At 68.3% G+C, this 25,459-nt stretch carries 21 protein-coding genes; 12 read left to right on the forward strand and 9 right to left on the reverse strand.

Annotated features, from left to right (window positions below):
• Positions 1 to 6 precede the first annotated feature (6 nt).
• Positions 7 to 1,287, forward strand: a complete 1,281-nt coding sequence (locus tag QRN19_RS06260) for a lipopolysaccharide biosynthesis protein (RefSeq protein WP_285025877.1) — start codon at positions 7 to 9, stop codon at positions 1,285 to 1,287.
• Here QRN19_RS06260 and QRN19_RS06265 read toward each other — a convergent pair.
• Positions 1,284 to 2,276, reverse strand: a complete 993-nt coding sequence (locus QRN19_RS06265; RefSeq protein WP_285025878.1) for a glycosyltransferase family 2 protein — start codon at positions 2,274 to 2,276, stop codon at positions 1,284 to 1,286. The two genes, QRN19_RS06260 and QRN19_RS06265, sit on opposite strands and share 4 nt — an antisense overlap.
• A gap of 87 nt (positions 2,277 to 2,363) precedes the next feature.
• On the opposite strand from QRN19_RS06265, the gene QRN19_RS06270 reads away from it, so the two are divergent.
• Complete coding sequence (locus tag QRN19_RS06270; RefSeq protein WP_285025879.1) at positions 2,364 to 3,452, forward strand: glycosyltransferase family 4 protein; 1,089 nt, start codon at positions 2,364 to 2,366, stop codon at positions 3,450 to 3,452.
• Positions 3,453 to 3,499: 47 nt separating this feature from the next.
• Here the strand turns inward: QRN19_RS06270 and QRN19_RS06275 are convergent, their stop codons facing one another.
• The 5 genes from QRN19_RS06275 to gmd all read right to left on the reverse strand — a co-directional run bounded on the left by QRN19_RS06275 (position 3,500) and on the right by gmd (position 10,124).
• Positions 3,500 to 6,019: a glycoside hydrolase family 65 protein gene (locus QRN19_RS06275; protein WP_285025880.1), complete on the reverse strand. Its 2,520-nt coding sequence runs from the start codon at positions 6,017 to 6,019 to the stop codon at positions 3,500 to 3,502.
• A complete protein-coding gene (locus QRN19_RS06280) occupies positions 6,016 to 6,843 on the reverse strand; it encodes an HAD family hydrolase (protein WP_285026739.1) in 828 nt (275 codons plus the stop codon). The genes QRN19_RS06275 and QRN19_RS06280 overlap by 4 nt, the downstream gene beginning before the upstream one ends.
• Positions 6,844 to 6,967: 124 nt before the next feature.
• Entirely contained in the window at positions 6,968 to 8,155 is a 1,188-nt protein-coding gene (locus QRN19_RS06285; RefSeq protein WP_285025881.1) for a DegT/DnrJ/EryC1/StrS family aminotransferase, read from the reverse strand.
• Entirely contained in the window at positions 8,152 to 9,087 is a 936-nt protein-coding gene (locus tag QRN19_RS06290; protein WP_285025882.1) for an NAD-dependent epimerase/dehydratase family protein, read from the reverse strand. The genes QRN19_RS06285 and QRN19_RS06290 overlap by 4 nt, the downstream gene beginning before the upstream one ends.
• 5 nt (positions 9,088 to 9,092) lie before the next feature.
• Entirely contained in the window at positions 9,093 to 10,124 is a 1,032-nt protein-coding gene (gmd, locus tag QRN19_RS06295) for a GDP-mannose 4,6-dehydratase (RefSeq protein WP_285025883.1), read from the reverse strand.
• 233 nt (positions 10,125 to 10,357) lie between these two features.
• Here gmd and QRN19_RS06300 point away from each other — a divergent pair, with 233 nt between their 5' ends.
• The 3 genes from QRN19_RS06300 to QRN19_RS06310 are packed head-to-tail and all read left to right on the forward strand — an operon-like array spanning position 10,358 to position 12,392.
• On the forward strand, positions 10,358 to 11,239 hold the full coding sequence (locus QRN19_RS06300; RefSeq protein WP_285025884.1) for a glycosyltransferase family 2 protein: 882 nt from the start codon (positions 10,358 to 10,360) through the stop codon (positions 11,237 to 11,239).
• Between the two features lie 53 nt (positions 11,240 to 11,292).
• Complete coding sequence (locus QRN19_RS06305; protein WP_285025885.1) at positions 11,293 to 12,027, forward strand: glycosyltransferase family 2 protein; 735 nt, start codon at positions 11,293 to 11,295, stop codon at positions 12,025 to 12,027.
• Positions 12,024 to 12,392, forward strand: a complete 369-nt coding sequence (locus QRN19_RS06310) for a DUF2304 domain-containing protein (RefSeq protein WP_285025886.1) — start codon at positions 12,024 to 12,026, stop codon at positions 12,390 to 12,392. Before QRN19_RS06305 ends, QRN19_RS06310 begins: the two co-directional genes overlap by 4 nt.
• Here QRN19_RS06310 and QRN19_RS06315 read toward each other — a convergent pair.
• Positions 12,352 to 13,656, reverse strand: coding sequence for a polysaccharide biosynthesis protein (locus QRN19_RS06315; RefSeq protein ID WP_285025887.1), 1,305 nt, complete (start codon positions 13,654 to 13,656; stop codon positions 12,352 to 12,354). The genes QRN19_RS06310 and QRN19_RS06315 overlap by 41 nt on opposite strands.
• 128 nt (positions 13,657 to 13,784) lie before the next feature.
• Between QRN19_RS06315 and QRN19_RS06320 the strand changes: the two genes are divergently transcribed.
• The 4 genes from QRN19_RS06320 to QRN19_RS06335 all read left to right on the forward strand — a co-directional run bounded on the left by QRN19_RS06320 (position 13,785) and on the right by QRN19_RS06335 (position 18,924).
• Complete coding sequence (locus tag QRN19_RS06320) at positions 13,785 to 14,915, forward strand: hypothetical protein (protein ID WP_285025888.1); 1,131 nt, start codon at positions 13,785 to 13,787, stop codon at positions 14,913 to 14,915.
• Complete coding sequence (locus tag QRN19_RS06325) at positions 14,912 to 16,324, forward strand: glycosyltransferase family protein (RefSeq protein ID WP_285025889.1); 1,413 nt, start codon at positions 14,912 to 14,914, stop codon at positions 16,322 to 16,324. The genes QRN19_RS06320 and QRN19_RS06325 overlap by 4 nt, the downstream gene beginning before the upstream one ends.
• An 81-nt stretch (positions 16,325 to 16,405) precedes the next feature.
• Entirely contained in the window at positions 16,406 to 17,524 is a 1,119-nt protein-coding gene (locus tag QRN19_RS06330) for a hypothetical protein (RefSeq protein WP_285025890.1), read from the forward strand.
• Positions 17,521 to 18,924, forward strand: a complete 1,404-nt coding sequence (locus tag QRN19_RS06335; RefSeq protein WP_285025891.1) for a hypothetical protein — start codon at positions 17,521 to 17,523, stop codon at positions 18,922 to 18,924. The genes QRN19_RS06330 and QRN19_RS06335 overlap by 4 nt, the downstream gene beginning before the upstream one ends.
• A 197-nt stretch (positions 18,925 to 19,121) precedes the next feature.
• Here the strand turns inward: QRN19_RS06335 and QRN19_RS06340 are convergent, their stop codons facing one another.
• Both QRN19_RS06340 and QRN19_RS06345 read right to left on the reverse strand, forming a co-directional pair.
• On the reverse strand, positions 19,122 to 21,416 hold the full coding sequence (locus QRN19_RS06340) for a hypothetical protein (protein ID WP_285025892.1): 2,295 nt from the start codon (positions 21,414 to 21,416) through the stop codon (positions 19,122 to 19,124).
• Positions 21,413 to 21,877 (reverse strand): hypothetical protein, encoded by a 465-nt coding sequence (locus tag QRN19_RS06345; RefSeq protein ID WP_285025893.1) that lies wholly within the window; start codon positions 21,875 to 21,877, stop codon positions 21,413 to 21,415. Before QRN19_RS06345 ends, QRN19_RS06340 begins: the two co-directional genes overlap by 4 nt.
• Positions 21,878 to 22,121: 244 nt before the next feature.
• Here QRN19_RS06345 and QRN19_RS06350 point away from each other — a divergent pair, with 244 nt between their 5' ends.
• Genes QRN19_RS06350 through QRN19_RS06360 form a run of 3 tightly spaced genes read left to right on the forward strand, consistent with a single transcriptional unit; the run spans position 22,122 to position 25,424 of the window.
• Entirely contained in the window at positions 22,122 to 23,048 is a 927-nt protein-coding gene (locus QRN19_RS06350; RefSeq protein WP_285025894.1) for an ABC transporter permease, read from the forward strand.
• A 12-nt stretch (positions 23,049 to 23,060) separates the two neighbouring features.
• Positions 23,061 to 24,230: an ABC transporter ATP-binding protein gene (locus tag QRN19_RS06355; RefSeq protein WP_285025895.1), complete on the forward strand. Its 1,170-nt coding sequence runs from the start codon at positions 23,061 to 23,063 to the stop codon at positions 24,228 to 24,230.
• Between the two features lie 3 nt (positions 24,231 to 24,233).
• On the forward strand, positions 24,234 to 25,424 hold the full coding sequence (locus QRN19_RS06360) for a polysaccharide pyruvyl transferase family protein (RefSeq protein WP_285025896.1): 1,191 nt from the start codon (positions 24,234 to 24,236) through the stop codon (positions 25,422 to 25,424).
• Positions 25,425 to 25,459: the final 35 nt, after the last annotated feature.

A 25,459-nucleotide genomic window follows, 5' to 3' on the forward strand; every position in this document is an offset into this window, starting at 1 on the left:
CGGCCGATGATCCATCTCGCCTGGGCGGTCCTCGAGCGCATCCTCCCCCGGGTGGCCTCGGCGCTCATCATGCTCGTCCTGGCGGCCCGGCTCACGCCGTCCCTCGTCGGGATGTACGCCTGGATGGTCCTCGCCCTCACGCTCGTCCAGACCGTCGGCGACACGGCCGCCCGGCAGACCGCCGTCGTCCACGGAGGTACCGAGGCCGGGGACCGGTTCGTCCTCCGGTTCCGGGTCCGGTCCGCGCTGATCGGAGGCGCCGCGCTCGCCGTGACCGTCGGAGTCCTGCTCCTGACCCATCACGCGGAGGACCGATGGCAGGCGATCGCCCTCGCGCCGTTCGTCATCGTCCCGGCGGCCTCGGCCGTGGGCATCGACGCCCTGGTCCGCCTGCAGCGAGCCGGGAGATGGAAGGAGATCGCGTCGCATCAGGCATGGTCATCGCTGGCGTCCCTGCTCTGCAGCGTCCCGACCCTGCTGCTGACGGGATCGCTGCTCGCCAGTGCGCTGCAGGCGATGCTCGCGGAGGCGGGGTTCACCCTCCTCAACCGGCGACGTGCAGCGCGACTCCCCCGCACGTCAGCCGCTGACGCGCGTTCCCGCGAACCCACCGCGAACGTCCTCAGCGATTACCGGCACACGGCACTGTTCTCACTCCTCGGCTGGGGACAGGGACAGACCGACCGTCTCTCGATCGGTGCGCTCGCGGGCGGGGCACGCCTCGGTCAGTACGCGTTCGCCGTGTCGCTGTCGCGGAGCATCGGCGACGCGGCGGCGCTGGCTGCGATCAACGTCCTCCGGCCGGTCGTCGCCGAAGCGGCACGCGCCGGCCGGGGGTCCGAGATCGTCGCGATGACGGAGGCTTCGCTCCGACGATCGCTGACCCTGTCGGTCATGGCCGCCGTAGCGACGGGCATCGGGGCTGAGCTGGTCGTGGCCCCCTTCCTCGCGGACGACTGGGACCCCGCCCTCGCACTCGTCCCCGTCCTCGCCCTGTCGGTCGCTCCCTCGGTCGTCGCCTGGTCGGTCACGGCGGTCCTCCAGGCCGAGAGCCGGATGCGCTGGGCGAGTCCGATCAAAGCGGTCGGCGTGCTGCTGTCGCTCCCAGTCGGCGTCGTCGCCCTCCACGACCTGCAACTCGCGGCCTGGCTCGTGAACGCCCGGGAACTCGTCGTGATGGCGCTGCTCCTCCTCGCCGCGCGTCATCGGGCGCCCTGGCGGGGTGGCCTTCTCGCCGTCGGCGTCGTCGTGGTCGGCGCGGCCGTATGGCAGCTGACCCGAGGCTAGGCCGGCTGCAGCAGATCCCTCACGATGTCCAGAGTCCCCTGGCTCGCATACCGCTGATACTCCCCGCGGGGAGCACGCAGGAGGACGGGGAGGATCCGTCGCCATCTCGAGGGAGGGAGGTCGGCCCGGAACCGCTCGAAGACCGCTTTGGCGACGACGGCCGAGCGATCGGCGAGCGGCGCGGGCTCACGAGCTTCGGCGAGCCAGGAGGCGAGCCCGGCGACGCGGTCGGCGATGTCGCGGTTGCGCTGGCGCCCCGGCTGCATCAGTCTCGAGATCTTGTACGCCAGCGTCGGCTCGACGATCCCGATCTGGTTCGCACCGTGCTGCCGGTAGTCGACGAGCGGTTCGTCCAGCAGCTCGATCGGGCCGCGCGATGCGGCGACGATCGCCAACCACTCATCATGGACCCACGGCGAGGGGAACGGCACGGCCGCGTCAACGACCGCACGTCGGAACATGGCGGTCGCGCCGGTGACGAGGTTGCGTCGCAAGAGCACGCCGAACGCGTCGCCCGCGCGGATACGGTCGCGCTCGGATGGCCCGATCGACAGCGAGGCGAACAGGGTGGTGCCGAGCGGAGCGCCGTCGGCCCCGACAAGGCGGGCGTCGGAGCACACCATCTGGACCTCCGGACGCGCGTCGAAGGCGGCCACGGCACGCTCGATGCGGTCGGGCCGCCACACGTCGTCCTGATCGGAGAGGACGATCAGGCTCCCCGTGGTCGCGCGGATCGCCGCCTCGAAGTTCTTCGTCACGCCGAGCGGAGTCGGATTCCGCAGGACGCGCACCGGGACGGACGACTCAGCGGCGAAGCGTTCGACGATGGCGGACGTCGCGTCGGTCGACCCGTCGTCGCTGACCACGATCTCGCCCGGGAGCACGGTCTGCGCGAGCATGCTGGCCAGCTGCTCCTCGAGGAACACGGCGCCGTTGTAGGTGCACAGGGCTACGGAGACGCGTCCGTCGACTGCTGCTGTTGCTGGCATGGACCCGCCCTTCACCGCTCATCGGACCGCGGACCGCGGTCCGCGGTCCAGCCTATCCCGGCCGCCCCACTGGTATGCTTGTGTCTTATGCCCCGCGTAGCCGTCGACCTCCTCTCGTACACCGGCACGAAAGGGGGTATGGAGACCTATGCCCGCGAGCTGTACCGCGAGATCGGCCGCCAGGGCAGTGAGTTCGAGTTCGTCGGACTCGCCAGCAAAGAAGGGTACCAGCTCGACCGTTCCTGGTTCCCCGGAGACATGATCGACACCGGTATCAGCGGAGAGAACCGCTTCCGGTGGGCGGTCGGCGAGCTCTGGTCGATCGGTCGCATCGCGAAGCGTCACCGTGCGGATCTGTTGCATTGCCCGGCTCTGCTCGGTCCTGCCCGGAGCAGCATGCCCACCGTGATCTCGATGCACGACATGCTCTACTGGAGCCAGCCCCAGATGATGAGCACCCCGGTGTTCACAGAACCCGTGAAGTTCATGGAGCGCCTCGGCGCACGGAACGCCAGCCGGATGATCACCATCAGCGAGGTGTCCCGGCGCGAGATCATCACCTACCTCGGCTTCCCGGAAGACCGCATCGACCTCATCCCCCTCGCCGGCACCGCCCTGCCGATGGGCGAACGACGACCGGACAAGGAGCGCCCGTTCATCCTGGCGACGGGCAACCGGCGCCCGCACAAGAACTGGGCTGGTCTCATCAGGGCGTTGCCGCTCGTCGACGAGGCGATCCGCCCTCGAGTGGTCATCACCGGCAGCCACGGTGAGGACCCGTTGCGCGCTGTCGTCGATGAGGTCGGCATGCACGACTGGGTCGAGCTGCGATCCTGGTTGACCAGCGAAGAGCTCGGTCACCTGTACGAGACCGCGACCGCGCTCGCCATGCCGTCGTTCCACGACGGATTCAGCCTGCCCGCGCTCGAGGCCATGATGGCCGGGCTCCCCGTACTCATCTCCGACATCCCCGTGTACCGGGAGGTCGCCGGCGATGCGGCCGAGTACTTCGATCCCCACTCGCTCGAGTCGATCGCCAAGGCCATGACAACGGCGGTCAGTGACCCCGCTCGGATGGCCGAACTCGCCGATCAGGGCGGGGAACGCGCCAAGCAGTTCTCCTGGGAACGCGTGGCGACGCGCACACTCGAGACCTTCCGGACCACACTCGCCTGAACCGGCCGCGGCTGGACGACGGGCCAGCGCCGTCCAGCCGCGTCGCCTCACTCCGACTGCGGCTGGATGACCGGGATCGACTCGGTGTCCGCCGGCCCGAGCGCGATCGTCGGCATCGACACGGTGATGAGCGAGCCGTCGGCACGGCGACTCCCCTCGATGTCGCTCGCGCTCGGCTCGCCGACGAGGTGCGGACCCTGGTTGTCGAGCGGAACAGTGACCGTCGTCCCGGCCTCGACCAGGACGTTGCCGCCACCGACGACGAACGAGGCGGACTCACCCTCCTCGACGGTGAACCGCATCTCGGTGCGCCGGACGGAGATGCGCACCCGCGTGCCCTTGACCGTGAGCCGGAAGGTGATGCCCTGCCAGTCGACCGGCAGGCGCGGCGAGAAGGAGATCACCCCGCCGTGGTCGCGCATCCCGGCGAAGCCGAGCACGAGCGCGCTCCACACGCCACCGGTGGAGGCGACGTGCACACCGTCCGGGGTGTTGCGGTGCAGGTTCGCGAGGTCGACGAACAGCGCCGACCAGAAGTACTTGAGCGCGAGCCGCTGGTACCCGACCTCGGCGGCGATGATCGACTGCACGACCGCCGACAGGGTCGAGTCGCCGGTCGTCAGCGGGTCGTAGTAGTCGAAGTCGGCGAGCTTCTCCTCGTCGGTGAAGTGGTCGCCCTGCAGGAGCAGCGCCAGCACGACGTCCGCCTGCTTGAGCACTTGGAAGCGGTAGATGACCAGCGGGTGGAAGTGCAGGAGCAAGGGAAGGTGCTCGGGAGGCGTGTGATCGAGGTCCCACAGCTCCTTCTCGAGGAACTGGGCGTCCTGCGGGTGGATGCCGAGCCGCTTGTCGAAGGGGATGTGCATGTGCTCGGCGGCGCGCTGCCACTCTCGGACCTCGGCGTCGTCGAGCGACAGCCGCGTGACCAGGCGTTCGAAGGAGGCCGGATCGTCCTCACGGAGGCGCTCCACGGCCTCGACGGCCGACAGCAGGTTGGCCCGCGCCATGACGTTCGTGTAGAGGTTGTCGTTCACGACGGTCGTGTACTCGTCCGGCCCCGTGACCCCGTAGATGTGGAACGAGTCCTTGCCGTTCGCTCGCCAGAAGCCCAGGTCGGCCCACATGCGCGCCGTCTCGACGAAGATGTCGACGGCTCCGCGGGCGAGGAAGTCCTCGTCTCCCGTCGCCGCGACGTACTGCCGCAGCGCATAGGAGATGTCGGCGTCGATGTGGTACTGCGCCGTTCCGGCCGCGTAGTAGGCGGACGACTCGAGCCCGTTGATCGTGCGCCACGGGAACAGGGCGCCGTGCTGGTTGAGCTCGGTCGCGCGGGAGCGGGCGGCGTCGAGCATGTTCTGGCGGAACCGGAGGGCGTTCCGCGCGACGAGCGGTGCCGTGTAGCTGAGGAACGGCAGGACGTAGACCTCGGTGTCCCAGAAGTAGTGGCCGCCGTACCCGGAGCCGGACACGCCCTTCGCCGCGACACCGCCACCATCCGTGCGCGCGGACGCCTGCGCCAGCTGGAAGAGGTTCCAGCGCGTCGCCTGCTGGATGGCCGGCTGTCCGTGGACCTCGACGTCGGAGCGCGCCCAGAAGTCCTCGAGCCACAGCTCCTGGTTGCGGATCGCCGATTCGATGCCGTTCTCAGCGGAACGGTCGAGCGTGCGGGCGCAGCGGTCGGCGAGCTCCTTCGGTGGGACGGCGTTCGACGTGTGGTAGCTGATGATCTTCGTGAGCTTCGTGGGCACGCCCGCGCGGCCTCGGATCGTGTACACGTGCTTCGCGAGGTCAGCCTCGATGTGCGTCGAGACCTCGTACTCGTTCTCGGTCTCGATCGTGTGGTCGGCGCCGGCGACGATCGTCATGCCGGAGTTCGTCGTCTGGTACCCGAGCATCGCGCGCGGACCGTCGATGAGCTTGTACCGCGGCTGCAGCACCCGCTCGGTGAGGGACTCAGCCTTGCGCGGGTCGCCCATCCCCGGCTCGGGCGCGTTCGTCAGGTAGTCGTCTTGGCGGTCCTGGCGGTTGATGATCTGGCTGGAGAGCACGAGCGAGGCATCCGCGTCGAGCAGCGTGACCTCGTAGTCGAGGACCGCGAGGTGGCGGTCGGTGAAGGACACCATGCGACGGGAGCGGATGTGGACGCGCTTCCCGGAGGGCGTCCGCCATTCGAGTTCGCGACTGAGGACACCGGTCTTGAAGTCGAGGCGACGCTCGAAGCCCAGGAGGTCGGCGTCGTTGAGGATCAAGGGCTCGTCGTCGACGTAGAGGCGGACGACCTTCGTGTCGGGCGCGTTGACGATCGTCTGACCGACGCGGGCGAAGCCGAACGCCTCCTCGGCGTGACGGATCGGCCAGGTCTCATGGAACCCGTTGATGAACGTCCCGTGGACGTGGCCGTCGCGGCCCTCTTCGACATTGCCGCGGAAACCGAGGTAGCCGTTGCCGAGTGCGAACAGGGTCTCGGTCGTGCCCTCGTCGTCCGCGTCGACATGGGTCTCGACGAGCGCCCAGTCGTCGAGCGGGAACCGGTGACGGTCGAGCGGGTCGCTGGTGATGTGGTTCATGCCTGGTCCTCGGAGGAGTCGTGGGGTGCCGTGGGGGTCTGTGGGTCGGCCGGCGCGTCCGGCCCGGCTGTTCGCGAAGCCGACCGCAGTGGGTCGACGAGGTCGGCGAGGTCATCGACCACCACGTCGGCTCCCGCATCGATGAGCGCCTGGTGTCCGATACCACGGTCGACGCCGAGCACGAGACCGAAGTCGCCGCGGCGCCCGGCCTCGACCCCGGAGTGCGCGTCCTCGACGACGACGCATTCGGACGGAGCGTAGCCGAGCAAGCGACCGGCCTCGACGTAGGTGTCCGGCGCGGGCTTGCCGGCGATGCCTTCGCGCGCGGCGACGACGCCGTCCATCACGACGGTGAACCGTTTCCGGAGTCCTGCCGCGCGGAGGACGACCTCGGCGTTCTTGGAACTCGACACCACGGCGACCTCGAGGCCTGCCTGCTCGACCGTGTCGAGGAAGGTCAACGATCCCGGGTACGCGGCGATGCCGTCCGCTTCCAGGACGGCCGTGAACACCGAGTTCTTCCGGTTGCCGAGACCGCACACCGTCTCCAGCTCAGGCGCGTCGGTCGGCGAACCCTCGGGGAGCGTGATGCCGCGTGACGCGAGCATCGCGCGCACCCCGTCGTACCGCGGCTTGCCGTCGATGTACTGGAAGTAGTCGGCGTCGGTGTACGGCTCGGTGATCCCGTGCGCGAGGAGCTCGTCCGTGAAGAGCTTCGCCCAGGCGTGCATGTGGATCTCGGCGGTCGGGGTGATGACGCCGTCGAGGTCGAACAGCACCGCCCGGCAGCCGAGGAGCCGCGAGGCCGCCTCGCCGAGGGTCAGGACGTCGTTCGATGGCGCGTTGATCGGCTGGGTCACGGTGCACGGTCCTCGTCGGTTTGGGGGAAGAGGTGGACAGTGGAACGGAAGCTGCTGCGGACCGGTGGGGCGGCCGCGCAGACCCAGCCTAGGAGAGTTTGGCCACCACGTCGTACACGCGGTCGATACCGGCGTGGACCGGGAAGTGGTGGTTACCGACGAACAGTCCGTCCTCGTGGATCTTGTCGGCGGCGGGGAGTTCGGCCGGGACCTTCGCGTCGAGGTACTTCATGACCGGGTTCTTCGTGAAGTTGCCCGCCACGATGGGCCGCGACTCGATCCCCTCGGCAGCGAACGCCTGCACGACCTCCTTGCGTCGGCCGGCGAGCGCGCCCTCGAGCACGAGGGAGAAGCCGAACCAGCTGCTCTCGCCCTGCTCGCGCTGGATGCGCACGGAATCGAGGTCGGCGAAGCGTTCCGTCCAGTACACGGCGTTCTCCCGACGACCAGCGATGAGCTGTGGGACCTTCTGGATCTGCTCGATGCCGATCGCGCCGGACATCTCGAGCGGACGGACGTTGTACCCGGGAAGGACGAAGCGGAAGAGGTCGTCCCACTCGTCGCCCGACTTGTCGTGGACGGCGTTCTGCTCGGGGAGTCCACGGGTCCAGCCGTGGGCCCGCAGCGAGATGAGCATCTGCGCCGTGGCCTCGTCGTCCGTCAGGATCATCCCGCCCTCCATCGTCGAGATGTGGTGGGAGAAGAAGGCGCTGAACGTGCCCATCGCTCCGACCGTACCGGCGAACCGACCGTCGTCCTTCGCGCCGAGCGACTCGCAGTTGTCCTCCAGCAGGAGGAGACCGTGACGTTCGGCGAGCGCCGTGAGCGCCGCGAAGTCGTTCGGGTTGCCGAGGAGGTTGACCGCGAAGATCGCCTTGGTGCGCGGGGTGATCGCGGCCTCGGCGAGCGCGAGGTCCAGGTTGAGGGTGTCGACGTCGATGTCGACGAAGCTCGGGATGAGGCCGTACTGCTGAAGGGGGTAGTAGGTGGTGGCCCAGGACACGGCGGGCACCAAGACCTCGTCGCCCGCCTGCAGGTCGACCCGGTCGTCGAGGACGGCAGCGGCGATCGCGAGGAGGTTCGCGCTCGACCCGGAGTTGACCATGACGCCGAACCCGGCGCCGAACGCACTGGCGAAATCGCGCTCGAACTGCGCGACGAGCGGACCCATGGTGAAGCGGCCGCTGTCGACGACGCGCTGGATGGCGGCGTACTCCGCGGCGTCCCAGGAGGAGGTCGCGAGGGGGAAACCGGAGTCGAAGGTGTCGTCGGTCATGCTGTCTGTGGCTCCTGAGCTGCGAGATAGGCGTGGTAGCTCGCGGCGACGCCGGCCGCGAGCGGGGTGGTGGGGTTCCAGCCGAGCGCACGGGCGGCGGCTGAGTCGAGCAGGCGCTGGTGCACGCCGGAAGGCTTGGTGGCGTCGTACCGGAAGCGGCCGGTGAAGCCGGCGGCACGACCGGCTGCCTCGTAGTACTCGGTGATGCTGTGGTCGACGCCCGGCCCGAGGTTGAGCGTGACGGGCCATGCGTCGAGTATGCCGAGCTGCGTGACGAGCCACGCCGCGAGGTCGGGCGTGTAGGTGAATTCGCGTCGGGCGGTGCCGTCGCCCCAGACCTCGACCTCATCGGAGCCGCTCGCCACGGCGGCGTGCACCTTGCCGAGGGCGGCGGCGATGAGGTGCGCCTGACCGTGGGTGTAGTCGTCGCCCGGGCCGTAGAGGTTCGACGGCACTGCTGCGCGATAGGCGAACCCGTACTGCCGACTCGCGTACTCGCAGAGCTTCGTCCCGGCGATCTTCGCGAGCGCATACCCCTCGTTCGCGCCCTCCAGCGTGCCGCTGAGGAGCGCGCCCTCACCGATCGGCTGCGGGAGCCCCTCGGGGTAGATCGCCGCGCTCGACACGTAGAGCAGTTCGGAGACACCGGCGTCGATGGCGCCTCGGATGACCGAGGTGTCGATCAGGAGGTTGTCGAGCAGGAAGTCGGTGGGACGCTGCAGCTTCGCCTGGATGCCGGCGACCTTCGCGGCGGCGTGCACGATCGCGTCCGGCGACGTGCGCCCGATGAGGGCGGCGACGGCGGCACGATCGGTGAGGTCGGCGTCCGCGCGCGTCGCCACGATCAGTTCGTCGGCGGCGCGGAGCGTGGGCCAGACCTCGGCGATGCTCGAACCGAGCATGCCGGCACCACCGGTGAGAAGGACGCGCACCGCGCCTAGACCTCCGCGGTGTCGATGTAGGGCTTGCCCGACGCCTCGAGCTCGGCGACGTCGGAGTCGACCATGATCTGCGCGAGGCGCGGTGGCAGCACCTTCGGGGTCCAGCCGAGGACCGACTCGGCCTTGGCGTAGTCGCCGATCAACGCGTCGACCTCGGTGGGACGGAGGTAGCGCTCGTCGAACTTGACGTACTTCTCCCAGTCGAGGTCGAGCCGCTCGAAGGAGAACTGGAGGAAGTCCTTGACCGTGTACGCGGTGTTGGTGGCCAGGACGAAGTCGGTCGGTTCGTCGGCCTGCAGCATCCGCCACATGCCCTCGACGTAGTCGGGCGCGTAGCCCCAGTCGCGGACGGCGTCGAGGTTGCCCATGTACAGGAAGTCCTGCTGGCCTGCGGCGATGCGAGCGGCGGCGCGGGTGATCTTGCGGGTCACGAAGGTGCCACCGCGTCGCGGTGACTCGTGGTTGAACAGGATGCCGTTGACCGCGAACATGCCGTAGGCCTCGCGGTAGTTCCGCGTGATCCAGTAGGAGTAGACCTTCGCGACGCCGTAGGGCGAGCGCGGATAGAAGGGGGTCTCCTCGTTCTGCGGCGGCGGCGTCGCCCCGAACATCTCGGAACTCGACGCCTGGTAGAAGCGGCAGTGCAGACCGATCTGGCGGATGGCCTCGAGGAGCCGGACCGTCCCGATGCCGGTCGTGTCGCCGGTGTACTCCGGCTCGTCGAAGCTGACCCGCACGTGCGACTGCGCGGCGAGGTTGTACACCTCGTCGGGCTGGATCTCCGCGAGCAGCGTCGCCAGGCGCGACCCGTCGGCCAGGTCGGCGAAGTGCAACTGGAGCCTGGGCGAACCGTCGTGGGTCGCCTCGGGGTCGTAGATGTGGTCGATCCGACCGGTGTTGAAGGTCGACGCGCGACGCACGAAGCCATGCACCTCGTATCCCTTCGACAGCAGGAGTTCTGCGAGGTAGCTACCGTCCTGGCCGGTGATACCGGTGATGACGGCCTTCTTCGGGGTGTTCTCGGTCATGGTGCTCACTCTCGTCTGGCGTCGCGTCGTGCCTGTCGGTGGCCTGCTGGGCGGCGCTTCGACTCGAATGAGTGTACCCGAGCCGGTGCATACGCCGCGGAACGGCGAAGGCTGGCGATCGGTTGCTTGACGCTGCAGAGTGTTGGCCGACATCCGCCGACCCAAACGTCGACGTCCGCCCGACCGACGGAGCCGACAGCGGGGGCCGGCTGAGGGTTTGCTACCGTACGTGGGTGACGCTCGACATCTTGATGCCCTTCTACGGCCGCTTCGACCACTTCCAGGCGGCCGTGCGAAGCGTCATCGCCCAGAGCGACCCCGAGTGGCGTCTCGTGATCGTCGACGACGTCTATCCGGACACCGCGCCCGGTGAGTGGGTGCAGTCGATCGGCGACGCGCGCATCGTCTACATCCGCAACGAGCGCAATCTCGGTGTCAGCGGCAACTTCGACCGCTGCATCGAACTCGCGACCGCCGAACGCTGCGTCCTCATGGGTTGCGACGACGAGCTGCTCCCCGGCTACGTCGCCCGCATCGCCGAGATCGCCGCCCACTTCCCCGACGCCGACCTCATCCAGCCGGGGGTCGAGGTCATCGACGGCGACGGCGTCGTGGTCCGTCCGCTCGGCGACCGGGTCAAGGCCTGGCTGCGTCCGAAGGCTCCGCAGCCGCTCCAGCTCGCCGGCGAGGAGCTCACCTCGAGCCTGCTACGCGGCAACTGGGCGTACTTCCCCTCCGTGTGCTGGCGGGTCGCGACCGTGCGGCGCTTCGGCTTCCGGCGCGACCTGCAGGTCGTGCAGGACCTAGCCCTCATGATGGAGATCTTCCGCGGCGGAGGGACCCTCGTCCTGGACGACGTGCCCGTCTTCCGCTACCGGCGCCACGGCGGCAGCGTGTCCTCGTACACCGCCGTCGACGGACGACGCTTCCAGCAGGAGCGGACGGTGTTCGCCGAGGAGGCGGAGCGCCAGGCGTCCCTCGGCTGGCGGAAGGCCGCGCGGGTGTCGCGCGCCCACCTCACCTCCCGCCTGAACGCCCTGCTCCAGCTGCCGAAAGCTGTCCTCGCGCGCGACGGCGCAGGTATCCGGGTCCTAGCCAGGCATACCTTCGGATGAACCGCCGCGCTGGGCTCGCGGGAACCGACCCCACCCCTGATTAGAATTGACCCATGCCGCACCAACTCGAGCGCACGCTCATCGTCATGCCTGCGTTCAACGAGGAGGCTTCCGTCGCAGCGGTGGTCCGCGAAGTGCAAGCCAGACTCCCCGGCGTGAGCATCCTCGTCGTGAACGACGGGTCGACCGACAACACGACGGTCGAGGCCCGTTCGGCCGGCGCTGTCGTGGCTGAGCTGCCCTTCAACCTGGGTGTCGGCGGCGCGATGCGCGTCGGCTTCAAGTACGCCATCGAGCACGGTTACGACAACGTCGTCCAGGTCGACTCCGACGGTCAGCACGACCCTGCAGGTGTCCCCCAGCTGGTCGCCGAACTCGCCACCGCCGACATCGTGCTCGGCGCCCGCTTCGCCGGCGAGGGCGACTACCAGGTCCGTGGTCCACGCCGCTGGGCGATGGTCGTGCTCTCCGGCGTCCTCAGCAAGGTGGCGCGGACCCGGCTCACCGACACGACCAGCGGCTTCCGCGCGACGGGTCCTCGCGCCGTGCGGTTGTTCGCCGAGCACTACCCGGCCGAGTACCTCGGCGACACCATCGAGTCCCTCGTCATCGCAGCTCGGGCCGGCTGCGTCGTCCGCCAGGTGCCGGTCGCGATGCGCCCGCGGGCCGGCGGCACACCCTCGCACAACCCGTTCAAGGCGGCGACCTACCTCGGTCGGGCCGGGATCGCACTTGTCTTCGCCCTCATCAGACCGCCACTGACCTTGGCCCAGGGAGAACCGGCATGAGCATCGCGACCTACATCTTCGGCATCGCTAGTGCCCTGCTGACCCTCGGTGTCGTGGTCGAGATGCTGCGCCGTCGCCGCCTCCGCGAGCGTCACGCGATCTGGTGGATGGTGGCCGGTGTCCTCGCCCTCATCATCGGCGTGTTCCCGGGCGTACTCACGTGGGCCGCGGACATCGTCGGCATCACACTGCCCACGAATCTCGTCTTCTTCGTCAGCATCTTCATCCTGTTCCTCGTGAGCATCCAGCACAGCACGGAGCTCACGACGCTCGAGCAGAAGACCCAGACGCTCGCCGAACGCGCTGCCCTGCAGGACATGCGGCTCAGCGAGCTGGAGCGTCGTCTGGACTCCGAGAGCCGCTGAGCCGCCGAGCAGCGCCGGGTCTCCGAGCAGCGCCCAGCAACAGCAAGATGTGGGCCAGCAGGCCAACGACGGGTCCGATCGACAGCGCCAGCACCGCTCGGGTCGCGAGCTCGTTCGGCACGAGCAGCATGATGATCGTGACGACCGCGGCGATGACCCAGCCGAAGGTGAAGGTCCCGTGCCGCGACTGGGCGAGCGCAGCCGCCCCGGTGGCGCACAGGGCGCCAACGGGTCCGGCACTCAGCACCAGCAGTGCGAGCAGTCCGCCGTCCAACCGGTAGACCTCGCCGAAGAGCCAGCCCATGATGCCGGGCCCCAGCCACCACACCACGAGGGCGATGGCTCCGGAACCGGCGAGGATGATCGCGACCATCGGAGCGAGGGTGCGCCAGATCGCATCAGCGCGTTGCTGGAAGAACACGATCAGGAAGCTCTGCATCGCCATCACGACGATGACGACGGGCGCGCGCAGCAGGGTGATCGCGAAGATGATCACGCCGAGTTGCGCGTCGCTCTCACCCTGAGCCGTCGCTCGGAGCAGCAGTGGGAGCCCGCTGACCATGATGCCCGTGGCCGCCGAGGCGACCACGGTGCGGATGACGTTCCAGACGAGCTCACGTGCTCCGACATCGAGGACGAACCGACCGACCACCCGCTGGCGTACGAACGGCCAGACGAGCACGGGGGCGAGGACGAAGGGCAGGATCACCGCCCAGGCGAGGAGCGCCGGATCGGTGGTGACGAACAGGACGACGACGACGCTGATGAGGCGGATGATGCCGTCGAGGGACATCTGCATCGCGATCGCGTTCCACATCGACAGGCCGTAGAACACACCCACCACGGTGGCGACGGCGACATAGGAGGCGGTCCCGAGCGCCAACGGCAGGACCAGCGCCCACCCGCCGACCGGGAAGACGCCGCCGACCCACAGCCAGGCGGAACCGAGGATCAGGGCGACGACGACCCCCGCGGCGGCGATCGCGAAACGTCTGGCGAGGGAGTGCGAGGGCGGCACGTCGGTGGCGGAGACCGGCGTCGCGCTCCTGGCGATCTCCTGCTGCAGGCCGCCGAGCGCCGCGAGGATCAGGTACAGCGCGGACCAGAACACGGCGAACGAGGCGTAGGCCTCCGGCTGGAGCGCCGGCCCGGCGATCGCGGTGACCAGGTAGCCCGTGCCGCCACCGATCGCGGTTCCGAGGAGCAACCGGGAGGGTGCGCCTCGCCCTGACGGCGCTGGCGCCGGTACTGCGGCTTCTGACACGAGACTCCTTCGGTGATTCACCGACCATACAAGACCCACGCGCGGGCGCCCTGTCCGTCTCACCGATCCGCGCGAAGTCCGCCGGGCTGCCGGGACCTCGGGGCTCGCGCGTCTAGTCTGGGGTGGCCATGAAGACGACCTCCTCATCGACCCATCCGATCGGCGTCGAAGCCACATCGGAGCCGCGCCTGCGACCGCTCGCGCTCTGGCCGATCTCAGCGGTGGCTGTCGCGCTGCTCTGGACGCTGCTCATCCTCCGAGCCGCCACCGGTCGTGCCGGGTTCGACCCGGTCCTCCTCGTCCACGCGATCGGTGCGGACGCGTCCTCACCGGCCGCCCTCCTGAACCCGAACCTCGTCACCGCACTGCTCTGGGGAGCCGTGACCGTCTGGGCGCTGGTGATCGTCCTACACGCAGCCGGAGCCACGCCGCTCGCCGTCGCTGCGCTCTCGGCTGTGTTCATCGTCTCCCCCCTCGCTTGGAGCGCGTTCCTGCCCGGATCGCCGTTCGCGACCGCCGCGCTTTGCGGGCTCGGCCTGTTGGTCGTGAACAGAGCCACCCTCGCCGGAACGGTCAACCCCTCCTGGGTGGGAGTTGTCGCGTTCGCGGCCGTCCTGCTGAACACCAGCAACCTCGTGGCCGTGCTCGCGGTACTCGCGTGGGCGGCCCTCGCCGTCCTACCGCGCTTCCGCCCGTCGGCTCCTGGCGCGAGGTCGCGCCGCCCGTTGCTGACCGCCGCGTCACTCGCCGTCGGCGGCGCAGCCGGACTGGCGTTCGCCGCGGTGCTCGCCCCGCCGCGCACGCCGGACGCGCTCGCCCTCGCACGACCGCTCGATCTGCCCGGTCTCCTGGTCCAGATCAACCAGGGCCTCGAGGGTGGCCTCGTCTCGCTCACCGACTCCGGGGCCGGTTCCGCCCAGTTCCCGTTCTCCGCGGTGATGACGGTCCCGCTGACCTGGATCGGCATCGTCGGGACCGTGGCATGCGTCATCGTCTCCATCGACGACCGACGCTGGGCTCCTGCGTCGATCGGACTGCTCGCGGCCACAATCATCGCCGCCCCGGCGACCGCCCTGCTGCTGAGCCGCATCAGCGGAGGATTCTTCGGCCTCTCCGGCCTGGGCGTCGCCTCCCTCGTGCCGATGGTCCTCGTCGCCTCGTCATCCATCGCGCGAGACCGGATCGTGACCGCGGTCGTACTCGTGTACGCGCTCACCCTCGGCGGCGCGCTCCTCGTCTGGTCGGCGGTCGTCGCGTGAGCGGCGATATCACCGGGCGCGTTCGAACCTGGCGCAGCAGCGTCGGCGAACGGCTGCTCGTCGGTGACCGCTACCGCTTCGTGTACGTGGTCGTCGCCGTCGCCGCCGCGGTGATGGCGTTGAGCCTCACCGCCGGGCACTCGGCAGCATTGTCCCCCTTCGACGAGTGGATGTACTTCGACTACCTCGTCAAGTTCCCGACGCAGGGCTACGTCCACCTCGGAGAACCCGTCGGCGACGTCGCGATGAACTGGCTCGCCTGCAACGGTTTCCAGGCGTTCGGCAACACGGTCAACGCCTGCAACGTGACCCCGATCGATCCGGCGATCTTCCCGTTCGCCGGTATCCAGTCCGCGCAGCTCTACACGCCGGTCTTCTTCGCGCCGACCTGGGCGGTGGGCACCGCCGTCCAGGCGGTGACGGGCCTGTCGCTGCTCGAGGCCGCCAGGTACACGGGAACACTGTGGCTCATCGGCACGGTCATCGCCGTGGCCGCGGTCCTGCGTCAGTTCCGCGTACCGGCCAGTGCGGCCATCGCGGTCGTCCTCATCTTCATCGCCTCTCCGTTCGCGTACTGGACGTACACCTTCGTCTCGACCGATGCGCCGGGAGTGCTCATCGGGGCGCTGTCGATCCTCCTGATCGAACGCGCCGCCCGGGGCCGCTCCAACGCGTGGTGGTTGGTGGGACTGTTCACCCTCGCGATGCTCATCAAGGCGGTCAACATCATCGCGATCGGGCTCGTGGTGCTGTACGCGGTCACGAGGTTCATCATGCGCTACCGCGACCGCGTGGTGTGGCGTCGCCCTGGCGCGTGGCTCAGCGCCCTGCGCGGCCGCGGCCCGCTCGCCATGCTGGCCGGGCCGCTCGTCGGCGCCGTGCTGGGCGTGGCAGCCCAGCTCGCGTGGCTGCGCGTCGTCGCGAGCTCCGCCGTCGGCGCCCAGGTCGACATGGGCCAGGGCAGGCCGATGACCTCGATCGACGTGATCGGGCAACTGTGGTCGTTCATCCCCGGGATCTTCGCGACGGGTTCGTTCGAGATGGCCGCGGTGTCGCGCCTCTACCTCCCGGAACCCGTGCTCGCGCCGATGCTCGGCTGGCTGTGCCTGGCCGGCGTCGTCGGCGTCGTCTGGCTCGGTCGGCTGCGTGGCGTCCAGCGGCTCGTCACCGGCGTCACGCTCGTCGCGGCACTCGTCGCCGGACCCGCCTTGGCCGTCATGTTCACGATCTCCGTCGGCGAGTACGTCGACCTCGGCGCCCGCTACGGCGCCAACCTGCTCCCGGTGATCCTCCTCAGCGTGGCCCTGCTCTGCAGCGGACGCACGCAGCGGAGGGTCCTGCTCGGTTTCGCGACCGCCCTGTTCTCACTCTCGCTCGTCGCGAGCTGGATCGTGCTCGTCGCGAGTTGACCTGCGGAGACGGCATCGTCCTCGTCTCGGTTCCGAGCGCGTCCGGGCGCAGGACGACCCACCGCGTATCATGGTGCTGCTATGACGACGACCCACCTCACGACGGACGAGCCCGCACCCGCCGACCCTCCGGTCCGAACGTCGTGGAGATACGGCTGGCAGGTCGCCGTCGCACTGACGGCGTTCGAACTGGTCCTCATCCTGCTGCGCACCGTCACCGGGCGCGGCGACTTCGACCAGGCGCAGGTCATCGACTCGATCGGTGCCGGCAACCGTGCCTTTGGAACGATCCTCAACCCGAACACGGCCACCGCCATGCTCTGGGCGGCCGCCACCGTGCTCCTGCTCTTCGTGGCGATCCGGCAACTGGCCGGTGACACGCTCACCACCGGCACACTCGTCCTTGTCTTCGTCGTCTCACCGCTCGCCTGGGACGCATTCAGGCCCGGTTCCCCCTTCGCCACGACCGTGCTCGTCGGGACCGCACTGTTCGTGGTGACCCGAGCGGCCGTGACGGGCCGGTGCTCGGCCCTGTGGCTCCTGCCGCTCGGCGCGGTCGCAGTGCTGCTCAACTCCACCCACCTCGTCGGCGTCCTCGCGATGGCCCTCTTCGCCGGCATCTCGTTGCTCCCCTGGTTCCGCGGGTTCCCTGGTCGCACGCGCTGGTCCGCGCTGCTCTCGGCTGGAGGCCTCATGGTCGGGGCGCTCGCGGCGCTCGCCATCGTCAAGGTCGCCTTCCGCGGGGCGACCCAGGTCGGGGCAGAGGCGCCTGCGGACACGCTCGCCCGCCTACGGCAGGCCGCGATGAGCCTCCAGGGCGGCGTGCTGTCGCTGACCTCAGCGTCGGCGACCAGCCCCGACTACCCGCTGGATCCGGCCCTGACCATTCCACTCGGGTGGGTGTGCATCGCAGGACTCGCCGCGGCGACTGCGCTGTACCTGACCGATCGCCGGTGGTCGGCGATGACCGTCGCCCTCGTGATCGCCGCGGTCGTCGCGGCTCCGGTCACGGCGTCGGTCCTGTCCCGTCTCACCGGACTCCACTACGGTGTCTCCGGCATGGCGACGGCGACGCTCGTTCCCATGTTCCTGCTCGTCAGCGCGCTCGTCGCCCGAAACCGAATGGTGAACCTCGTCATCCTCGCCTACTCCGCCATCCTCGCCGTGTCCCTGCTGCTGTGGTCGGTGGTGCCGGTATGAGCACCGTTCTGACCCGCACCGGGATCCGGCCCCTGGTCGATCGCCTCACCCACCGCGACAGCTATCGTCTCGTCTACCTGACGCTCATCGTCGCTGCGCTCGTCATGGGTCTGAGTGTGACCGCGTCGCATTCGCTGGCGTTCTCTCCCTTCGACGAGTGGATGTACTTCGACTACCTGAACAAGTTCCCCACCCAGGGCTTCATCCGTCTGGGTGAACCCGTCGGCACGACGGCGATGAACTGGATGGCGTGCAATGGACTGCAGGCGTACGGTAATCCTGTCGACGCGTGCGGGGTGACGCCGATCGACTACACGATCTTCCCCTTCAAGGGCGTCCAGTCCGCGCAGCTGTACACCCCGCTGTATTTCGCCCCGACCTGGCTCGTCGCCTCGGCTGTCCAAGCCGTCACCGGACTGACCTTCCTGGAGGCCGCCCGCTTCGCCGGGACGCTGTGGCTCATCGGCACGATGGTCGCGATGACAGCGGTCCTCCGGATGTTCAAGGTGCATGCCACGGCCGCGATCGGCGTCGGGCTGCTCTTCCTCGCCACGCCGTTCGCGTGGTGGACCTACACCTTCGTCTCCACCGACGCACCCGGCGCGCTCGTCGGCGCGGTCGCCGTCATCCTGATCGAGCGCGTCATCCGCGGCAGGCTCAACGCCTGGTGGTTGGTGCCATTCTTCGTGCTCGTCGTCCTGATCAAGGCCGTGAACGTGATCTCGATCGGCATCGTCCTGCTGTACGCCATCGCCCGCATCGTCAGCCGCCGCCATCACTACCCCGCCTGGCGCCGACCCGGGCTCTGGCGCGCTGCGATCGCGGGCCGCGGGCCGATCGCCCCGATCACCGGAACGCTCGTCGCCGGACTGGCGGCTGCAATCGCGCAGGTCGCCTGGTCGCGGTTCGTTGCCGCCAACGTGATAGGTCTCGGTCCGGTGATGGGCGACGAACGGCCGATGAAGGCCGCCGACGCCGTCGGGCTCGCGTGGGCGTTCATCCCCTCCATGTTCGGTACCGGCTCGAGCGAGTTGTCCGCCATGTCGACCGACTTCGCTGGTGCTCCGTTCATCGGTCAGGCGATCGGGTGGCTGTGCATCGGCGGCGTGCTCGGCGTGGTCTGGCTGAACCGTCAGCGAGGCCTGCAGCGCGCGGTGACGAACGTGACCCTCGTGGCGAGCGTGCTCGCCGGACCCGTGCTCGCCGTCGTCTTCACAGCGTCGGTGGGCACCTTCGTCAACCTCGGAGCACGGTACGGAGCCAACCTGATCCCGCTCATCCTGGCGAGCGTGGCGATCCTCGCCGCCGGTCGTCCGCATCGCCGGATACTGCTGGTCCTCGCGTGCGTCTGCTACGTCTTCGTGATCGGCGTCACCGTGGCCGACGCCCTCACGCGCTGAGCTGCCACGCTGCCGAGCCGCCGCGCCGCCGCGCTGCCGAGCCGCCGCGCCGCCGCGCTGCCGCGCTGCCGCGCTGGGGCGCAGAGGCGGGGAAGCGGAGAGATGCTGCCCCGCACCGATCGACGACAGGCATGACCGCGCAGACGAAACGGCCGGTCTCCTCCATCTGGTGGAGACCGGCCGTTCCGTCGTCAGCGTCAGGCGTTCGGGCCCGCCGGGACCTGTGCGCCCAGGTCGGCCGGAACATCGAGCCAGCCGCCGTAGGTGCCGCCGAGTTCGGCCAGACGTTCGAAGGTGAGGATCGAGCGCTTCTGCCCTCCCTCGAGGAGTGAGATCCGACCATCCGGCGTGCGGATGAACTTCCCGGCCGCTGTCCCCTTCTTGAGCAGCTTGCAGGTGATGTCGCTGAGCGGGGTGAAGGCGATGGGCCACAACGCGGCGTCCGCTTCAGCAACCGCGTGCAGGCTGCCACCCGAGGCGATGTAGCGCTGCGTCCCGCACTGCACGCCGTAGCTCAGCGGAGCGTTCGTCGTCGCGTAGGGCGCGAGCTCGGCGTCGGACGCATAATCCCAACCGGTGATACCCATCTCGTTGCTCGGCCCGAACGTCGACAGCAGGATCTTGCTCCCGGTGCCGTCGATCAGGTACAGCTTCGGGCTGGTGACCGTACGCAAGAGTGTGCCGGGGGTCAGGATCGCGGTCCCCTTGCCGATGGTCGTCACGAGTCCCTGCGGGACGGAGACGATCGGCGGGCTCGTCGTGCCCGCGATGGTGGTCAAGGCCGTCCAGGACGAGAACTTGCGGGCGAGCCCGGCGTCGACCAGGTACACGGACGCTTCACTGGAGGACTTGATGATGGAGTTCTGCCCCAGAGCCCCTCGCATCGGATAGGCACCGACGAACTCCTGGCTCGCCGGGACGAACGGGAGCACCTTGGCACCCGGGGCGTCCTGCCAGTCGTACCGCAGACCGTTGGACAGCACCGAGCTGATCGTGTAGCCGGGCATGCGGACGACGCCCGTGAACGCCGTTGAGGACTGCGTGATCTTCCCGAGGCTCGCCGCGCTGAGCGTGCCGACACGACCGGGCGCGAGATCCATCGCCGTTGCGGTCGGCCCGTCCATCGCGTACCGCTGCGCACTCCCGAGGAATGAGTAGTCGTTCGTCCCACGCTGCTGCACGAACGCCGATTCACGAATGATCGGCGGATCCAGTGGGAGATTGGCGATGCCGGCTTCGGTCAGCACGTTGAAGGTCGGCTCCAGGCCTGCTTCAGCCTGAGAACGAGCGTCGAGGATCTCGCGCTTCCGTCCGTCGGTCATGGCGTATCGACCGCCTTCGATCGTGCCGAGGACGCGGGTGACCACTGGGCCCGTGGCGAAACCGGCGACCTGCTCGTTGGTCAGCTGCACGTAGCCCTTCTCGTCGCAGGCGCCACCGTAGTGAGCGACCATCTCGCAGGATCCGAACGGGAGTTTGCTCCCGGCGTCGAAGAAGTACATCTTGCCGTTGGTGTCGCGCATGATCCGGCCGACCGACTGCGCGGTGGTGTACTTGTCGAGGTAGGACTGCGAGACGAAGGTCACGAGACCGAGCGGCGCGAGCGCGCTCAGCATGGACTCATTCGGAACCGGGTACTTCTTGGTCCCGGAGACGACGTACACCGTGGGGTTCGCGGTCGTGCGGACGAGGCTGGATGCTCCGGTGGTGGAGCCGAACCAGTCGGTGTACAGGCGCCAGAAGTTCCGGTTGCCGTACGCGCCGCACCCGTCACCGGTGCCATAGAGGTTGGCCAGCGCAGAGGCGTTCGGCTGGTACGGCGTGTAGTTGTAGAGGCCGGCGGTGGCGTTGTTCTGGATGTAGACCTGGCTGGAACCGCACGCGGCGTTCGGGTGGTATCGAACGGTGTTGACGCGACCCGCGACGTGGTTCCAGCGGGTGGGGTTGGCCTGGTAGTTCTTGAACTGCAGTGCGGCCGCGTACACCTGGTTGAAGAAGCCGTAGTAGTTCTGGTCGCAGTTCGCGGTGTCCGGGCACCCGTATCCCATGGCGATGTTGTACTGCAGCTTCGAGGGCCAGGTGTCGCCGACGAGGCTCTGCTCCTTCTCGAGCATGACGAGCAGCACCTTCTGGCTGATCCCGCAGGCCGCGCCGACCTTCGCGATGATGGATGCGGCCTTCTCGCCCGGGCTCCCCTGGTAGGCCTCGCATCGGTACGCCACGGCGGCGCGGTTCGGAGTCGCCTGGGCGTAGTCCTTCAGACACGTGTATCCAGCCCGGCAGGCGCTCATCTGCGCGTTGAGGAAACTCTGGACCTGCCCCTCGGTCATCGCGCCGCCGTCGTAGAACAGCTGGTCGCTGATGATGTTGCCCGCGTTGAAGTCGCTTGCCGTCGCGGCCTGTGCCGATGGTGCCGGAGCGGCCGGGGAGACCACGATTCCGGTGGCGATCACGGCGATGACCGCGATGACGGCGGCGAAGTGGCGTTTCATGGGATCTCCACGGTGAGAGGTGATGAGACGACCTTGGGTGTCGTCGGGGACGAGTACTCGAGCGCGACGGTCCAGCTGCCGCGGGAAACCTGGTTGATGGGCACTTGGACGACGCCGCAGGAGGTCTGGGCGCGGTCGGCGGAACCCGTGCTCGGCACGCGGACCTCGTCGGTGCCGTTGGAAAGCAGGTACTCGCAGGAGCCTGCCTCCTCGATCACTCCGGCGACGTATCCGGAGACGCTCACATTCGCGCCGTCCATGTCGACGCTCGCGATGACCATGACGGCTTCGACCGGCAACGGCGTCGGCGTCTCCTGCGGCGGCTTCGTCACGAAGGTCTCCGTCGGGACCGGGGCGCGAGTGGTGTCCGGGTCATCCGGCGACGGCCCGGTGCATGCGGAGGCACCGATCGTGATCCCCACGATGATCGCGATCCCCGCGATTCGTCGCCTGACACCCATACCGATACTCCACTCTGTTGTCGACTTAGGCTAGCGGGTGTTTGTCCCCCAAGTGAGGACAATTCCGCTGAGCAACGCGGGATGGCCATCGGCGGCGATCGGCGGGTGGAGCCGTGACGCTTCCCTGACGGTAGGTGCACAGAGTCCGAACACGTAGAATGTCTTGATCGTGTGCCCCCGACCGAGGAGGGGTGCCCGCGTCGATTTCGACGCCTCCGACTCCAAGGATTCGACGAACCACTCCATGACTGCGACTCCACATCAGACCCGCGCGGCGCGCGTCACTGCTCTCCCCCTCCTGCCGGTCGGCAGCTCGAGCGGGTTCTTCGCGGGCACCTCCGGGTCGATCCGCGACATCTGGGCCCACCGGGAACTCCTCGGGCTCCTCGTCAAACGCGAGGTGCGAGCGAAGTACAAGGACAGCTCACTCGGCCTCGTGTGGAGCCTGTTCCGTCCGATCGTGCAACTGCTCATCTATTTCCTCGCCATCGGCCAGGTGCTCGGGCTGTCCCGCCAAGTGCCCGACTTCGCAGTGTTCGTCTTCGTCGGCCTCACCATGTGGGCCCTGTTCAACGAGGTCGTGACCTCGTCGACGAGCTCGATCGTGGGCAACTCCGGCATCGTCAAGAAGGTATACCTGCCGCGGGAGATCTTCCCGCTCAGTTCCGTGGGCACCTCGCTGTTCAACTTCCTGATCCAGCTGGTCGTGCTTATCGCGGCGGTCGCCTTCCTGAGCGACTTCGTTTGGTCCCTCGACATTCTCCTCGCGCCTCTCGCGGTCGTCACCCTCGTGGTCTTCGCCTTCGCGATCGGCCTCATGCTCGCTGCCGCCAACGTGTACCTGCGCGACGTCCAGCACCTCGTCGAACTGGCCCTGATGGTGCTGTTCTGGGCGTCGCCGATCGTGTACTCCTTCACCTTCGTGCACAAGGCCCTCGGCGGGAACTGGCTGGAGCAGCTCTACCTCGCGAACCCGGTCACCACCTGCATCATCGCGATGCAGAAGGCTCTCTGGTCCGCCGGCACCACCGCCGAGGGCAGCTTCGCGCAGGTCTGGCCGGAGGACCTCGCCTTGCGTCTCGGGATCACCCTCGCCATCAGCCTGGTGCTGCTCTGGATCGCCCAGCGGGTGTTCTCGCGCTACCAGGGCAACTTCGCGCAGGAACTCTAGGACGCAGGAGCCATGACGGACAACACGATCATTCGCGTCGACCAGGTGTCGAAGCGCTTCATCATCCACAAGGACAAGTCACTCAAGGAACGCATCGTCAACATCGGTCGGCGGGGCACCGAGGACTTCTGGGCGCTGCGCGATGTCAGCCTGGACATCCCGCTCGGCAGCACGGTCGGTCTCGTCGGGCACAACGGCTCCGGAAAGAGCACGCTGCTGAAGACCATCGGCGGCATTATCGAACCCACCAGCGGGACCGTCTCCCGGCGCGGCCGCATGGCCGCGCTTCTCGAACTCGGTGCCGGGTTCCACCAGGACCTCACCGGCCGCGAGAACGTGTACCTCAACGCTGCGATCCTCGGCCTGACCCGCCGCGAGACCGACCGCTACTTCGACGCCATCGTCGACTTCTCCGGTATCGAGGAGTTCATCGACACCCAGGTGAAGTTCTACAGTTCCGGCATGTACGTGCGTCTCGCCTTCGCCGTCGCCGTCCACGTCGACCCTGATCTCCTCCTGGTCGACGAAGTGCTCGCGGTCGGTGACGAGCCGTTCCAGCGCAAGTGCATGGAGAAGATCGCCGAGTTTCAAGCCGAGGGACGCACCATCGTCCTCGTCAGCCACTCGGCCGCCCAGGTCGGCTCGCTCTGCGATCGCGTCGTCGTCCTCCATGCCGGCAACGTCATGCACGATGGCGATCCCGCGGAGGGGCTGCGCCAACTGCGGGCAGGCTACGAGGCCGACCGCCGCGAGGCCGAGCACTCGAAGCAGCAGTCCGGAATCGTGACGACCGAGCCGTACCATCTCCACTCCGCCGACGCGTACTACGCCGAGGACCTCGAATCCGGCGACATCACCCTGCGCTTGCAGGTCGACATCAACGACCCCCGCGAGGAGTGGGGCGTCGGCGTCGCACTGGAGACCGGACTCGGCACAAGCGTGTACAACATGACGACCTTCGGCATGCCGGTGCAGCTGCCCAACACCGTGGGCCGTCACGAGGTGACGATCGTCCTTCCCAACGCCCGCTTGGGTGCCGGACAGTACCTCGTCAACGTCGGCATCGGGGACGCCTATGGTCGCACCTACCACCGAGTAGCGCCCGCCGCAACGTTCGAGATCCCTCACGACGACATCGGTCAGGGGCTCGTGCGCTTCCGCCCCAGCGTCACCCTCACCTGAGTTATGGAGCCCACGATCAGCAGTCCAGCCGCCCTCCTGTACGACTCCATCAGCCCGAACACCGGCGACATCGCGATCGGCATCGCGGGGCAGCAGGTCTTCGATCGACTCGGCTTCGGCACTCGGATCGCCGACCCGTTCGAACATGAGCCCGCCGCGGGCCTGATCGTGGGCGGCGGCGAACTCATCCGGACCACCGGGGACGCATTCTACGATCGCTTCCGGCCGCGGGGGCGGCACATCTTGAACGCCGCGGGTGTCTGGACGACGGCTGACGACCTCGACTACCTTCGTGAGTACGCCGTGGTCTCCGCCCGCTCAAGCGTCGAGGCGGAGGTCCTCGGGCGCGCGGTCGACGACGTTCGAGTCCTGCCCTGCGCCACGACGCTGCTGGAGAGCCCGACGTACACGATCGAAGGCGTGGAACCCTGCGAGCCGCTCGTCGGCATCCACGTGGTCCCGCATTCGCTCCGGCAGATCGAGACCCTCATCCCCATCATCGATGCGATCCCCTACCGCAAGGTCTTCATCCCCTTCACCCACTACAACGGCGACCAGTCGTTCATGCGGGCGCTCCCGTTCGATCGCAGCAACACGATCGACCTACCCCAGCTGAGCCCGCTGGAGCTGCACTCCGTCCTCGGACAGATGTCCTCCGTGCTGGTCACCTCGCTGCACGCGTCGATCTTCGCTTACAGCCAGAACGTGCCGTTCGTCTCCATCCATCAGAGAAAGGTCGGCTACTACTTCGCCGATCGCGGTCTCGACGACTTCGTGGTCCGCACGGATGCGGAGCTGCGCTCCGCGATCGATCGCATCGAGCACGAGCGGCCTGACTTCTCCTCGCTCATCAACCGCGACCGCGAAGCCGTGACCGAGGCATTCACCGAGTACGCTGCGATCGCCGATGTTGCGCCGAGCGCGGGACCGGTGCCGTCGCACGAGCTGTCACCGGCGTCTGCGGAGCACCGCCGGCACCTCCTGCAACAGCAAGCCCTGCACGTGCTGGGCGACCGGGACCTCGCGATCGGATTTTCGGAGACGCGCCGACTGCACGGACTCGACCGCGAAGCACTGCTCCAGCGTCAGCTGGCTGAGGTGTCGAACGAGATCGAGGAGATGCGGATGCTGCGCAGGCACCGTTACCCCGCGGCCATCCGCACGCGGTTCCAGAAGCTCCTCGGCCGAGGGTGACCGCACGCTCGGCGCGACACCTGAGCTGGTTCCGA

This window comes from Plantibacter sp. ME-Dv--P-122b (assembly GCF_030209375.1).
Lineage (GTDB): Bacteria > Actinomycetota > Actinomycetes > Actinomycetales > Microbacteriaceae > Plantibacter.

What these genes read in the sequence shown, in the direction of transcription:
- QRN19_RS06360 (WP_285025896.1), top strand. Translation starts at nt 24,234, where the DNA reads ATGGAGCCCACGATCAGCAGTCCAGCCGCCCTCCTGTACGACTCCATC.
- QRN19_RS06350 (WP_285025894.1), top strand. Translation starts at nt 22,122, where the DNA reads ATGACTGCGACTCCACATCAGACCCGCGCGGCGCGCGTCACTGCTCTC.
- QRN19_RS06345 (WP_285025893.1), bottom strand. Translation starts at nt 21,877, where the DNA reads ATGGGTGTCAGGCGACGAATCGCGGGGATCGCGATCATCGTGGGGATC.
- QRN19_RS06320 (WP_285025888.1), top strand. Translation starts at nt 13,785, where the DNA reads ATGAAGACGACCTCCTCATCGACCCATCCGATCGGCGTCGAAGCCACA.
- QRN19_RS06305 (WP_285025885.1), top strand. Translation starts at nt 11,293, where the DNA reads ATGCCGCACCAACTCGAGCGCACGCTCATCGTCATGCCTGCGTTCAAC.
- QRN19_RS06335 (WP_285025891.1), top strand. Translation starts at nt 17,521, where the DNA reads ATGAGCACCGTTCTGACCCGCACCGGGATCCGGCCCCTGGTCGATCGC.
- QRN19_RS06285 (WP_285025881.1), bottom strand. Translation starts at nt 8,155, where the DNA reads ATGACCGACGACACCTTCGACTCCGGTTTCCCCCTCGCGACCTCCTCC.
- QRN19_RS06270 (WP_285025879.1), top strand. Translation starts at nt 2,364, where the DNA reads ATGCCCCGCGTAGCCGTCGACCTCCTCTCGTACACCGGCACGAAAGGG.
- QRN19_RS06265 (WP_285025878.1), bottom strand. Translation starts at nt 2,276, where the DNA reads ATGCCAGCAACAGCAGCAGTCGACGGACGCGTCTCCGTAGCCCTGTGC.
- QRN19_RS06310 (WP_285025886.1), top strand. Translation starts at nt 12,024, where the DNA reads ATGAGCATCGCGACCTACATCTTCGGCATCGCTAGTGCCCTGCTGACC.
- QRN19_RS06355 (WP_285025895.1), top strand. Translation starts at nt 23,061, where the DNA reads ATGACGGACAACACGATCATTCGCGTCGACCAGGTGTCGAAGCGCTTC.
- gmd (WP_285025883.1), bottom strand. Translation starts at nt 10,124, where the DNA reads ATGACCGAGAACACCCCGAAGAAGGCCGTCATCACCGGTATCACCGGC.
- QRN19_RS06260 (WP_285025877.1), top strand. Translation starts at nt 7, where the DNA reads ATGATCCATCTCGCCTGGGCGGTCCTCGAGCGCATCCTCCCCCGGGTG.
- QRN19_RS06275 (WP_285025880.1), bottom strand. Translation starts at nt 6,019, where the DNA reads ATGAACCACATCACCAGCGACCCGCTCGACCGTCACCGGTTCCCGCTC.
- QRN19_RS06330 (WP_285025890.1), top strand. Translation starts at nt 16,406, where the DNA reads ATGACGACGACCCACCTCACGACGGACGAGCCCGCACCCGCCGACCCT.
- QRN19_RS06340 (WP_285025892.1), bottom strand. Translation starts at nt 21,416, where the DNA reads ATGAAACGCCACTTCGCCGCCGTCATCGCGGTCATCGCCGTGATCGCC.